Consider the following 12,355-nt stretch of genomic DNA (forward strand, 5'->3'; position numbering starts at 1 on the left):
GGTGTTCCTTGCTGGATTGGGCGCATCGCGATGCAGCGCGGCGTACCAGCCTAAGGGTAATGCCCATGGGGTGTCATCCGGTTGGCGGTTTTCAACATGGGGCAAAACACCCGTCAGTCAGGCTGACCCAATCTGTGCTTGAGTAAAGATAACTCTAGGGTTACTTTTATTCGGGCCAAGCCAAGGAGGCTGGGGTGCAGAGCAGGCTATTGATCAAGGAGCTGCAAGAGGCGGGTTGGGTGCTGGATCGGGTCACGGGCAGTCATCATATTTTTACCCACCGCTATAACCCGTACACGATCCCGGTGCCGCATCCGAAGAAGGATCTGCCCTTGGGCACCGTCAGAAGCATCAGGAAACGCGCCGGGCTGTTTCAGTTTTAAGGAGAGCATTCATGCAATACCCAATCTGTATCGAATGGGGCGATGACTTCACCGCCACCGGTATCCAGATCCCCGATATTCCAGGCGCAGCCACTGCCGGGGACAGTTTCGAAGAGGCGTACAACGCCGCTGTGGAAGTCGCGCACATCCTGCTGCAGGAGATCGCCGCGGAGGGTGGGGTGATTCCGATGCCAACATCGGTGGCCAATCATCACACCCACGAAGACTATGTCGGGATGGGCTGGGGCATGCTGGAGCTGGACATCTCGCCCTATCTGGGCAAGACCGAGAAGGTCAATGTGACCTTGCCCGGTTATGTCATTCAGCGAATCGACCGGTATGTGCGAGAGCACAAGGTCAAAAGCCGCTCGTCATTTCTGGCGGATGCGGCTTTGGAGAAGTTGGTGCGTTCTTAAGGGCAATCAGGCTGTGGCGACGGCTCCCCGGCGCGAGGCGCTCAGGAACCGCAACAACGCCACCAGCGGAAACGCGCTGCCCACCAGCATCACACCCAGCCAGCCGCCGTGTTCGTACACGCTGCTGGCAATCGCCGAGCCGAAGGCACCGCCGATGAAGATGCTGGTCATGTACAGCGCGTTCAAACGGCTGCGGCTGTTGGCGTCAAGGGCGTAGATGGCGCGTTGACCGAGGACCATGTTCATCTGCACGCAGAAGTCCAGGACCACGCCGGTCACCGCCAGGCCGATCACGCTGTACAGCGGGTGTACAAAGGCCGGCAGGAAGCTCAACACTGCAAACACCATGGCCAGCAGCGACGCGCGGTGGGTGTGGCCGGCATCGGCCAGGCGCCCGGCGATGGGGGCGGCAATGGCGCCGATGGCACCGACCAGGGCGAAGATCGCGATCTGGGTCTGGCTCAGGCCGTGGTTGCGCACCAGTTCCAGCGGGGCGGCGGTCCAGAACAGGCTGAACGTGGCGAACATGCAGCCTTGGTAAAACGCGCGTTGGCGCAGCAGCGGTTGTTCACGCAGCAGGGTGCCCAGGGAGCGCAGCAGTTGGCCATAACTGGCACTGTGATCCGGTTGGCGCTTGGGGATGGTCAGCATCAGCACCACGCTGATCAGCGCCATCAACGCGGCTGCGGCCATGAACATCGCGCGCCAGCCAAAATGGTCAGCCACGACGCTGGACACTGGCCGTGCCAGCAGGATGCCCAGCAGCAGGCCGCCCATGATGCTGCCGACCACCCGACCCCGAGACTCGGCGGGCGCCAGGTGTGCGGCCAGCGGGATCAGGATCTGGACCGACACCGAACTGAAACCGATCAGCAACGACACCAGCAGGAACAGGTTCGGTTGTTCGGTAAAGGCCGCGCCCAACAGGCTGGCAATTGCCACCACGGTCGTGATGATCATCAACTTGCGGTTTTCCAGCAGGTCACCCAGGGGAACCAGGAAAAACAGGCCGAGGGCATAGCCGATCTGCGTCAGCGACACGATCAGGCTGGCCATCGCGGGGGTGAGGCCGACGTCCGGTGCGATCAGTTCGATGATCGGCTGGGCGTAGTAGATGTTGGCGACGATGGCGCCGCAGCAAAACGCAAACAGCATCACCATGCTCCGGGTCATGGTGCTTGTAGCGTGGGAAGTAGCGTTCATGGTGTTCTCATAAAAGCGAGGGAAAGTGAGGCGAGCCTAAAGACAACACCGTAGCCCGGGTAGGCCGCCGGCAGTGATAACACTCATGCCCGGTAATGATGAGTGAATCGTTAATTTTCTGCGCGAACGGCAATGATACAGTCAGTCCCAATTGCCGAAACAGGAAATCCATTGCAATGAAGATCACGTTGAACAAGATGCTCCTGGCTTCCACCCTTGCCGCCGCGATGGCGGTGGGGCTGGCGAATGCGGCCGAGGCGCCGCGCGTCGGTGTGCGTGGCGCCATCACGGCAGTCGACGGCGACGCCCTGCACGTCAAGGTCAACAGCGGTGAAGAAGTCACCGTGCACCTGACCCAAGCGACCCAGGTGCGCGCCGTCACCCTGGCCAAGATCGATGAAATCAAACCTGGCAGCTACATCGGCTCGGCCGCCATGCCCAACGCCGACGGCACCCTGACGGCGCTGGAAGTGCATGTGTTCCCACCGGCCATGGCCGGCACCGGCGACGGGCATCGGGCGTTTGACCTGAAGGAAGGTAGCAGCATGACCAACGGCACTGTCGGCGACCTGGTGGTCAGCAAAGGGCGGACGTTGACCGTGAAATACAAAGGCGGCGAACAGAAGATCGTGGTGCCGGAGGATGTGCCGATCGTCAACCTGGAACCGGGGGACCGCAGCTTGCTCAAGCCGGGGGTGAAGGTGGTGTTGTTTGCGGCGCAGGGGGCGGATGGGAAAATCACTGCCCAAGCTATCTCAGCCGGCAAGGATGGCGTGACGCCGCCGATGTAACTGCAAAACACAGATCCAAATGTGGGAGGGGCAAGCCCCCTCTCACATGTTGACCGAGTTTATTCAGTCAGGTCGGGTTACTGGCCGCTGTAGATCTGGTCGAAAACGCCACCATCATTGAAGTGGGTTTTCTGCACGGTGCGCCAGTCACCAAAGGTCTTCTCTACCGACAGGAAGTCGACTTTCGGGAAGCGGTCGGTGTACTTGGCCAGCACCTTCGGATCACGTGGGCGCAGGTAGTTATTGGCGGCGATTTCCTGGCCTTCCGGCGACCACAGGTACTTCAGGTAGTCTTCAGCCGCCACGCGGGTGCCTTTCTTCTCGACCACTTTATCCACCACCGACACCGGCGGCTCGGCTTCGGCGGAGACGCTTGGGTAGACCACTTCGAACTGGTCACGGCCGAATTCCCGCGCGATCATTTCCGCTTCGTTCTCGAAGGTCACCAGCACGTCGCCGATCTGGTTGGTCATGAACGTGGTGGTGGCGGCACGGCCACCGGTGTCCAGCACTGGCGCCTGTTTGAACAGCTTGCCGACAAAGGCCTTGGCCTTCTCTTCATCGCCGCCGTTCTTGAGCACATAACCCCAGGCCGACAGGTAGGTGTAGCGGCCGTTACCCGAGGTTTTCGGGTTGGGCACGATTACTTGCACGCCATCTTTCAACAGGTCCGGCCAGTCTTTCAGGGCTTTCGGGTTGCCCTTGCGCACGATGAACACAGTGGCCGAGGTGAACGGCGCGCTGTTGTTCGGCAGGCGGCTGACCCAGTTGTCCGGCACCAGTTTGCCGTTGTCGACCAGGGCGTTGATGTCGGTGGCCATGTTCATGGTAATCACGTCAGCCGGCAGGCCGTCGATTACCGAGCGCGCTTGTTTGCTGGAACCGCCGAAGGACATCTGCAGGGTCAGCTTGTCATTCGGGTGCTCGGCTTCCCAGTGCTTCTGGAAGGCGGTGTTGTAGTCCTTGTAGAAATCGCGCATCACGTCGTAGGAGACGTTGAGCAGAGTGACCGGGGCGGCCTGGACGACGCCCGCCAGGGCAAGGCCGGCGGCCAGGAGAGAGGCGCTTACGAGTTTTTTCACTGCTCATTCCTTGTTGTTCGGGAGAAGAGGGGAGGCACATTGCCAGCGACTATAGCCGGGGGCACTTAGTCGCTTAAAGATTAAAAAGAACTTTGCTTATTCCACTTTCTTAAAAAGGGCGCTGCCACAGCGCGAACAGAATGCCGCGTTGGGCTCATGGCTGTTTTTCCTGCACACCGGGCAGTCGTGTTGCAGTTGTTCACCGCGCATGGCACTGGCCAGCTCGGCAGTAAAAATACCCGTGGGCACGGCGATGATCGAGTAACCGGTGATCATCACCAGCGACGAAATCACCTGGCCCAACGGCGTCTTGGGCACGATATCGCCAAAGCCCACGGTCGTCAGCGTCACGATCGCCCAATAGATGCCCTTGGGGATACTGGTGAAGCCGTGCTCCGGGCCTTCAATCACATACATCAAGGTGCCGAACACCGTCACCAGGGTGCACACGCTGACCAGGAACACCACGATCTTCTGCTTGCTGCCGCGCAGCGCCGCCATCAGGTAGTTGGCCTGCTTGAGGTACGGGCTGAGCTTGAGCACGCGGAAAATCCGCAGCATCCGGATGATGCGGATGATCAGCAGGTACTGCGCGTCGCTGTAATACAGCGCAAGGATGCCGGGCACGATGGCAAGCAAATCCACCAGCCCGTAAAAGCTGAAGGCGTAGCGCAACGGCTTGGGCGAGCAGTACAGGCGCAACCCGTACTCGATCAGGAAGATCAGCGTGAAGCCCCATTCAATGTAGGCCAGCACATCGGCGTAGTTCTGGTGGACCTGGTCGATGCTGTCGAGCATCACGATCACCAGACTGGCGAGGATGATCAACAGCAGGATGCCGTCAAAGCGCCGCCCGGCGACGGTGTCGCTTTGAAAAACCATGACGTAGAGCCGCTGACGCCAGTCGTTATTGCTGTCCATAAAACCCGCCTGAATCGAATATCGAGCAAGCCTAGGGGGATTCGAAGGGGCTGTCCATGCGGGGTTTCCTGAGTATTCGGCCGCCGGCACGTACCAGCCAGCAGGCGAGGATAAACGGCGCGGTGAGTGCGGGCAGGTGCAGGGCGGCAAAGCCCGGTGTGAAGACGATCGCCAGGAGGATGCCGAGCAGCGGCAGCCACGGTTGGTGCCGTGCCTGGCTCAGCGCCAGGGCCGCGAGAGCCGGGTTGTAGCTGTGCAGGCCGAGGAGGGCGGCGGTGGTTTCGTCCAGCAACAGGGCGATCAGTACGCCGCTGCTGGCGCCGATCACGGCCCAGACCGCGGCGCGCCGGTTCGCCAGCCACAGGCCGAGGGCAATCAGCGCGCCTGCCAGCGGCTGGTCCAGCAGCATGATTTGCGCCAGGCCGGTGAACGGCGCGCCGAGCGCAGCCAGGGTATCGGCCTCGCTCAGGGCCAAGGTACTGTGCGGAACGCTGCCCAACAGCAGCCAACCCAGGCCGACAAAGGGCGCGGTGTAGGCGGGCAGGTCGTCGGGCTGCGTAGCGTGTTTCAACCACTGCCGCGTGAGGATCGCGCTCAAGCCGCCGCACGCGAGGATCAGCGGCGGCAACAACGCTGACCAGGCGAAATGCTGGCTGATCAACAGGCCCAGCAATACGCCGTTATAGCTATACAGCCCGGCCTGCCGCTCGGCCTTGGGATAGTCGCGACGCTGGGCCGTGAGCAACCCCGCGACGCCACCCAGCAACGCTCCGCCAAACAAGGCCGGAGCGCCGATCAGGATCGCCAACAGGCACAGCAGGCCGCACAGCGGATGGCGTTGCAGGAAAATCTGGCTGAAGCCGTTGAGCAGGGCTTCGGCCCAGTCGGGGCAGGTTGGGTTGTGCATGATGGGTATTCAGTGGGACCGAGTTGGGCCCATCGGAGGCAAGCCCTCCCACACTTGATTGGGTTCACATAGTTAGATGTGTGAATGCCGTCCAATGTGGGAGGGGTTCTACACCCCGATGGGGCCTCTACAGGCGCTGGATCAGCGTCTCTATACGCAAGGAGTTGGTCGACCCCGCCTGCCCGCGCTGCGCCATGCCCTGGGCCTGGGCAATCTCCAGCGCTGTGGAGCACACCTCATCCACCTGGCGAATCCGTTGGTAGCGCCGGGCGTGATCGGCATGGTCAACGCAGCTGAAGTTGAGGCGGAAGATATTCACCCCGGCGTGCACCCGCTCGCGGATGTCGTCGATACCGTTGGTGGCCGGGCCGAGGGTGGCGAGGATCTTGACCTTCCTGTCAGGCGTCATGGTGGGCAGTCTCAAGGATCAGGATGGCACGCAAGTCGTTGACATTGGTGCGGGTCGGCTCGGTAACGATCAAGCCGTCGAGGGCGGCGAAGTAGCCATAACCGTTGTTGTTATCCAGCTCGTCGCTGGCCGACAGGCCCAGGGCTTCGGCTCGCGCATAGCTGCACGGGGTCATGATCGCGCCGGCGTTGTCTTCGGAACCGTCGATGCCGTCTGTGTCACCGGCCAGGGCGTACACGCCGGGCAGGCCTTTGAGGCTGTCGGTCAGGCTCAGCAGGAATTCGGCGTTGCGTCCGCCACGGCCGGCGCCGCGCACGGTGACGGTGGTTTCACCGCCCGAGAGGATCACGCACGGCGCCGCCAGCGGCTGGCCGTGCTGCACGATTTGCCGCGCGATGCCGGCGTGTACTTTGGCCACCTCCCGCGCTTCGCCTTCCAGGTCGCCGAGGATCAGCGGGCTGAAACCGGCCTGGCGCGCTTTCACCGCCACCGCTTCCAGCGATTGTTGCGGGCGCGCGATCAGCTGGAAGTAGCTGCGGGCGAGCACTGGGTCGCCGGGCTTGACGGTTTCCGAGGCCGGATTCTGCAACCAGTTGCGCACGGCGGCCGGTGCGTCGATGCCGTAGCGCTTGAGGATCGCCAGCGCCTGTTGCGAGGTGCTCGGGTCGCCGACCGTGGGGCCGGAGGCGATGACCGTGGCCTGGTCGCCCGGCACATCGGAAATCGCGTAGGTGTAGACCATTGCCGGCCAGGCGGCCTTGGCCAGCCGACCGCCCTTGATCGCCGAGAGGTGCTTGCGCACGCAATTCATCTCGCCAATGGTGGCGCCGGAGGTGAGCAGGGCTTTGTTGATGGCCTGCTTGTCGGCCAGGCTGATGCCTTCGGCGGGCAGCGCCAGCAAGGCGGAACCGCCGCCGGAGAGCAGGAAAATCACCCGGTCGTCTTCGCCGAGGTTGCTGATCAGTTCCAGCACGCGCTTGGCCACTGCAAGGCCGGCGGCATCGGGCACCGGGTGGGCGGCTTCGACCACTTCGATTTTCTGGCACGGCGCGCCATGGCCGTAGCGGGTCACCACCAGGCCCGAGACGTCGCCCTGCCAGCAGTTCTCGACGACCAGCGCCATGGCGGCCGCCGCCTTGCCGGCGCCGATCACGATCACACGGCCGCTACGGTCGGCCGGCAGGTAGGGTTCAAGGACGTGCCGGGGGTGGGCGGCGTCGATGGCTGTGGCAAACAGCTCGCGAAGCAGGTGTTGCGGATCGACCGACATAAGCGGGCTCCCGGGGGATTTTTGTTATTAGAGGTGCAGCCATTTCAACGGGGGGTTATTTATCGCGAATCGAGAAGTTCGCCATATGCTCCAGCCCCTTGATCAACGCCGAGTGGTCCCAATTCCCGCCGCCAATCGCCGCGCACGTGCTGAACACCTGCTGGGTGCCGGCGGTGTTCGGCAGGTTGATTCCCAGTTCCCTGGCACCGGCCAGGGCCAGGTTCAGGTCCTTCTGGTGCAGGTTGATGCGAAAGCCCGGATCGAAGGTGCCCTTGATCATGCGTTCGCCATGCACTTCGAGGATCTTCGATGAGGCAAAGCCGCCCATCAGCGCTTCACGCACCTTGGCCGGGTCGGCGCCGTTCCTGGAGGCAAACAGCAGCGCTTCGGCCACTGCCTGGATATTCAGCGCGACGATGATCTGGTTGGCCACTTTGGCGGTCTGGCCGTCGCCATTGCCGCCCACCAGGGTGATGTTCTTGCCCATGCTCTGGAACAGCGGCAGGGCGCGTTCGAAGGTCTGCGGCTCGCCACCGACCATGATGCTCAAGGTGCCGGCCTTGGCGCCGACTTCACCGCCGGACACCGGTGCATCAAGGTACTGCGCGCCGGTTTCATTGATCCTGGCGGCAAACGCTTTCGTGGCGGTGGGCGAGATCGAACTCATGTCGATCACCACCTTGTGCGGCGACAGGCCCGCGGCCACGCCGTCGGCGCGGAACAGCACGTCGTCGACCTGCGGGGTATCGGGGACCATGACGATAATGAACTCGGCTTCCTGGGCGACTTGCTGCGGGTTGGCCAAGGCCACTGCGCCGGCGCTGATCAGCTCGGCCGGCGCCTTGCCGTGGTGCTCGGAAAGAAACAGTTGATGCCCGGCTTTCTGCAGGTTCGCGGCCATGGGTTGGCCCATGATGCCGGTGCCGATAAATCCGATTTTAGCCATGATGAATGCCTCTTCTTATGTGGTGTTTGTTAGATGGCATTGTGGGTTTTAAGCCAGCCCAAACCCGCTTCGGTAGTGGTCAACGGCTTGTACTCACAGCCGACCCAGCCCGCGTACCCGATGCGGTCCAGATGTTCGAACAGGAAGCGGTAGTTGATCTCCCCCGTTCCCGGCTCATTGCGCCCAGGGTTGTCCGCCAACTGGATGTGGTTGATCTCCCCCAGGTGCGCGGCCATGGTTCGGGCCAGGTCGCCTTCCATGATTTGCATGTGGTAGATGTCGTACTGCAGGAACAGGTTGTCACTGCCCACCTGCTCGCGAATCGACAGGGCTTGTGTTGTGTTGTTCAGGTAGAAGCCAGGGATATCGCGGGTGTTGATCGCCTCCATCACCAGCTTGATGCCCGCCGCTTGCAGCTTGTCGGCGGCGTACTTGAGGTTGGCGACAAAAGTATTTTCCACGGTTTCATCATCCACACCCTGGGGCCGAATCCCCGCCAGGCAGTTGATCTGGGTATTGCCCAGTACCTGGGCGTAGGCGATAGCCAACGTGACCCCGGCGCGAAATTCCTCGACCCGGTCCGGGTGGCACGCCAGGCCGCGTTCGCCCTTGGCCCAGTCACCGGCCGGCAGGTTGAACAGCACCTGGGTCAGGCCGTGAGCGTCGAGCTGGGCTTTGATGTCAGCCGAGCTGAATTCGTAGGGGAACAGGTACTCGACACCCTGGAAACCGGCATCGGCTGCGGCCTTGAAGCGGGCGAGGAAGTCCTGCTCGGTAAACAGCATGGACAGGTTGGCGGCAAAGCGCGGCATAGGGTTCTCCTTAATCGAGCAGGGAAATGGCAGTCGGCGCATCGTTGCCGACCAGGGCCAGGTCTTCGAATTCGTTGACGGCGTTGATCTCGGTGCCCATGGAGATATTGGTCACGCGCTCCAGAATGATCTCGACGATCACCGGCACCTTGAACTCCTCGATCATTTGTTCGGCCTTGCGCAACGCCGGCGCGATCTGTCCCGGTTCGAACACGCGCAGGGCCTTGCAACCCAGGCCTTCGGCGACCGCGACGTGGTCGACGCCATACCCGTTCAGCTCCGGCGCGTTGAGGTTGTCGAAAGACAACTGCACGCAGTAGTCCATTTCAAACCCGCGCTGGGCCTGGCGGATCAGCCCCAGGTAGGAGTTGTTCACCACCACGTGGATGTACGGCAGCTTGAATTGCGCGCCCACGGCCAGCTCTTCGATCATGAACTGGAAGTCATAGTCGCCGGACAGCGCCACCACCTTGCGGCTCGGGTCGGCCTTGACCACGCCCAGCGCCGCCGGAATGGTCCAGCCCAACGGGCCGGCCTGGCCGCAGTTGATCCAGTGGCGTGGCTTGTACACATGCAGGAACTGCGCGCCGGCAATCTGCGAGAGGCCGATGGTGCTGACGTAGCAGGTGTCTTTGCCGAACACCTGGTTCATTTCTTCGTAGACCCGTTGCGGCTTGACCGGCACGTGGTCGAAGTGGGTCTTGCGGTGCAGGGTCGCCTTGCGCTGCTGGCAGTCATGCAGCCAAGCGCTGCGGTCCTTGAGCTTGCCGGCGGCTTTCCACTCGCGGGCTACTTCGATAAACATCGTCAGCGCGGAGCCCGCGTCGGACACGATGCCCAGGTCCGGGGTGAATACGCGGCCAATCTGCGTCGGTTCGATGTCGACGTGAATGAATTTACGCCCTTCGGTATACACCTCCACTGAACCGGTATGGCGGTTGGCCCAGCGGTTACCGATCCCCAGCACCACGTCGGACTTGAGCATCGTCGCGTTGCCGTAGCGGTGGGAGGTTTGCAGGCCGACCATGCCCACCATCTGCGGGTGATCGTCGGGAATGGTGCCCCAGCCCATCAGCGTCGGGATCACCGGGATGCCGGTCAATTCGGCGAACTCCACCAGCAGCTCGCTGGCGTCGGCGTTGATCACACCGCCACCGCTCACCAGCAACGGGCGTTCAGCCTGATCCAGCAGCGCCAGTGCCTTTTCGACCTGGATGCGCGTGGCCAGTGGCTTGGCCAGTGGCAGCGGCTGGTAGGCGTCGATGTCGAATTCGATCTCGGCCATCTGCACGTCGAACGGCAGGTCGATCAGTACCGGGCCAGGGCGGCCGGAGCGCATTTCATAGAAGGCTTTCTGGAAGGCGTATGGCACTTGGCCCGGCTCGAGCACGGTGGTCGCCCACTTGGTCACCGGCTTGACGATGCTGGTGATGTCCACGGCCTGGAAGTCTTCCTTGTGCATGCGGGCCCGTGGCGCCTGGCCGGTGATGCACAGGATCGGGATCGAATCGGCCGAGGCGCTGTAGAGGCCGGTGACCATGTCGGTGCCCGCCGGGCCCGAGGTGCCGATGCACACGCCGATATTGCCGGCCTTGGTGCGGGTGTACCCCTCGGCCATGTGCGAGGCGCCTTCAACGTGGCGAGCAAGGACGTGATCGATGCCACCCACCTTCTGCAAGGCCGAATACAGCGGGTTGATCGCAGCGCCTGGGATACCGAAGGCGGTGTCCACGCCTTCACGACGCATGACGAGGACGGCGGCTTCGATTGCTCTCATTTTGCTCATGATTTTGGTGCCTCTTGCGTTTTGTAATTGTATACAAGTGGTGTCTGTCCAAAGTGTATTCACGGCGGGCGGCGCAGGTCAATCCATTTTATTGATTGGTCTTTGCGTTCGTCGGAATGGCTTTTTTCGACGTGTGGAGCCTTTGTTTGAAAATATTGTATACAAAAACAAATGTTATTGTGTTCTATTTGTTTGGTTGAGCATCTGATCAAACAGACCTCCACCGCTTTCCCAATAACAAAAGAAGGACGGCACCATGAGCGCTTTAACCTTGAAGATTGCCACCCAACTGGCCAGCCAGGCCCTCAGCGCCGGCCGCACCCTTTCGGCCGCGCCGCTGACCATCGCGGTCCTCGACAGCGGCGGCCACTTGATCACCCTGCAGCGCGAAGACGGTGCCAGCCTGCTGCGCCCGCAAATCGCCATCGGCAAGGCCTGGGGCGCGATTGCGCTGGGCAAGGGCTCGCGCTTGCTGGCGCTGGATGCGCAGCAACGGCCGGCGTTTATCGCGGCGTTAAATAGCCTGGGGCAGGGCAGCGTAGTGCCGGCACCCGGTGGGGTGTTGATTCGGGATCAGGCCGGGGTGGTGCTGGGGGCGATCGGGATCAGCGGGGATACGTCGGATATTGATGAGCAGTGTGCGATCACGGCGATCGAGGGGGTGGGGTTGATGGCGGATGCGGGGGTGTCAGCTTAAGTCGTGTGTGACTGTAAGGGCCTCATCGGGAGCAAGCCCCCTCCCACACTGTTGGCTGTGTTCGCAGTTCAAAATGTGGGAGGGGGCTTGCCCCCGATTGGCACAGGCCCCTCGGTGTGTCAGTCGGGTTCACAGCCCTTGAGCACCAACCGAATAATCGTCTGCGCCGCCGCTTCATAATCGGCCTCATCCAGCTTGGCCTTACCGGTCACCGCCGAAATCTGCCAGTCGAAATCCGCATACGTCTGCGTCGCCGCCCAGATGCTGAACATCAGGTGGTTGGGGTCGATAGCCGCAATCAACCCGCGATCCACCCAGCTCTGGATGCAGTCGATATTGTGCTTGGCCTGGGCATTGAGTTGTTCGACCTGCTCGGCACTCAGGTGCGGTGCGCCATGCATGATTTCGCTGGCGAACACCTTGGAGGCGAAAGGCAGGTCGCGGGAGATGCGGATTTTCGAGCGGATGTAATTACTCAGCACCACCGAAGGCTCACCCTCGGGATTGAACGGCGTGGAAGCCACCAGGATCGGCTCGATAATGCTTTCGAGCACCTCGCGGTAGAGGTTGTCCTTGGACTTGAAGTAGTAATAGACGTTGGGCTTGGGCAGCCCGGCCTTGGCGGCGATGTCGCTGGTTTTGGTCGCGGCGAAGCCCTTGTCGGCAAACTCCTCGCTCGCCGCCCGCAGGATCTTTTCTTTGTTGCGCTCGCGAATGGTGCTCATAAAGTGC

13 protein-coding genes and 1 pseudogene are annotated in these 12,355 nt (G+C 61.9%); 4 read left to right on the top strand and 10 right to left on the bottom strand.

The features are described from left to right. The first annotated feature begins 194 nt into the window (after positions 1–194). Both M2397_RS05695 and M2397_RS05700 read left to right on the top strand, forming a co-directional pair. Positions 195–383, top strand: a complete 189-nt coding sequence (locus tag M2397_RS05695; RefSeq protein ID WP_065901605.1) for a type II toxin-antitoxin system HicA family toxin — start codon at positions 195–197, stop codon at positions 381–383. A gap of 11 nt (positions 384–394) precedes the next feature. Further along, complete coding sequence (locus tag M2397_RS05700; protein ID WP_259242413.1) at positions 395–799, top strand: type II toxin-antitoxin system HicB family antitoxin; 405 nt, start codon at positions 395–397, stop codon at positions 797–799. Between the two features lie 6 nt (positions 800–805). Here M2397_RS05700 and M2397_RS05705 read toward each other — a convergent pair whose 3' ends face one another. Further along, positions 806–2,002 (bottom strand): MFS transporter, encoded by a 1,197-nt coding sequence (locus M2397_RS05705; RefSeq protein ID WP_145338040.1) that lies wholly within the window; start codon positions 2,000–2,002, stop codon positions 806–808. 176 nt (positions 2,003–2,178) lie between these two features. On the opposite strand from M2397_RS05705, the gene M2397_RS05710 reads away from it, so the two are divergent. Further along, positions 2,179–2,793, top strand: a complete 615-nt coding sequence (locus M2397_RS05710; RefSeq protein WP_131699480.1) for a DUF5666 domain-containing protein — start codon at positions 2,179–2,181, stop codon at positions 2,791–2,793. A gap of 77 nt (positions 2,794–2,870) precedes the next feature. Here the strand turns inward: M2397_RS05710 and M2397_RS05715 are convergent, their stop codons facing one another. From M2397_RS05715 to gcl, 8 genes and pseudogenes are all read right to left on the bottom strand, one after another. After that, positions 2,871–3,875 carry a sulfate ABC transporter substrate-binding protein gene (locus tag M2397_RS05715; RefSeq protein ID WP_145338038.1) on the bottom strand — a complete coding sequence of 335 codons (1,005 nt, stop codon included), beginning with the start codon at positions 3,873–3,875 and terminating at the stop codon, positions 2,871–2,873. A gap of 96 nt (positions 3,876–3,971) precedes the next feature. Continuing rightward, positions 3,972–4,796: an ion transporter gene (locus M2397_RS05720; protein ID WP_115488098.1), complete on the bottom strand. Its 825-nt coding sequence runs from the start codon at positions 4,794–4,796 to the stop codon at positions 3,972–3,974. Between the two features lie 31 nt (positions 4,797–4,827). Continuing rightward, positions 4,828–5,703 carry an urea transporter gene (locus M2397_RS05725; protein WP_259242414.1) on the bottom strand — a complete coding sequence of 292 codons (876 nt, stop codon included), beginning with the start codon at positions 5,701–5,703 and terminating at the stop codon, positions 4,828–4,830. Between the two features lie 211 nt (positions 5,704–5,914). Then, positions 5,915–6,112, bottom strand: a pseudogene (locus M2397_RS05730) (pyruvate kinase); the annotation flags it as partial. Next, positions 6,102–7,382, bottom strand: a complete 1,281-nt coding sequence (locus M2397_RS05735; RefSeq protein ID WP_145338035.1) for a glycerate kinase — start codon at positions 7,380–7,382, stop codon at positions 6,102–6,104. The gene M2397_RS05735 and the pseudogene M2397_RS05730, both read right to left, overlap by 11 nt. A gap of 55 nt (positions 7,383–7,437) precedes the next feature. After that, positions 7,438–8,328 (bottom strand): 2-hydroxy-3-oxopropionate reductase, encoded by an 891-nt coding sequence (locus M2397_RS05740; RefSeq protein ID WP_145338033.1) that lies wholly within the window; start codon positions 8,326–8,328, stop codon positions 7,438–7,440. 29 nt (positions 8,329–8,357) lie between these two features. Next, complete coding sequence (hyi, locus tag M2397_RS05745) at positions 8,358–9,140, bottom strand: hydroxypyruvate isomerase (protein WP_259242416.1); 783 nt, start codon at positions 9,138–9,140, stop codon at positions 8,358–8,360. Positions 9,141–9,150: 10 nt separating this feature from the next. Beyond that, positions 9,151–10,926, bottom strand: coding sequence for a glyoxylate carboligase (gene gcl, locus M2397_RS05750; protein WP_131699474.1), 1,776 nt, complete (start codon positions 10,924–10,926; stop codon positions 9,151–9,153). A gap of 256 nt (positions 10,927–11,182) precedes the next feature. Between gcl and M2397_RS05755 the strand changes: the two genes are divergently transcribed. Further along, positions 11,183–11,623, top strand: a complete 441-nt coding sequence (locus tag M2397_RS05755; RefSeq protein ID WP_131699473.1) for a heme-binding protein — start codon at positions 11,183–11,185, stop codon at positions 11,621–11,623. Positions 11,624–11,742: 119 nt separating this feature from the next. Here the strand turns inward: M2397_RS05755 and M2397_RS05760 are convergent, their stop codons facing one another. Next, positions 11,743–12,348, bottom strand: a complete 606-nt coding sequence (locus M2397_RS05760; protein ID WP_131699472.1) for a TetR/AcrR family transcriptional regulator — start codon at positions 12,346–12,348, stop codon at positions 11,743–11,745. Positions 12,349–12,355 lie beyond the last annotated feature (7 nt).

Source organism: Pseudomonas sp. BIGb0381, assembly GCF_024809815.1.
GTDB lineage: Bacteria > Pseudomonadota > Gammaproteobacteria > Pseudomonadales > Pseudomonadaceae > Aquipseudomonas.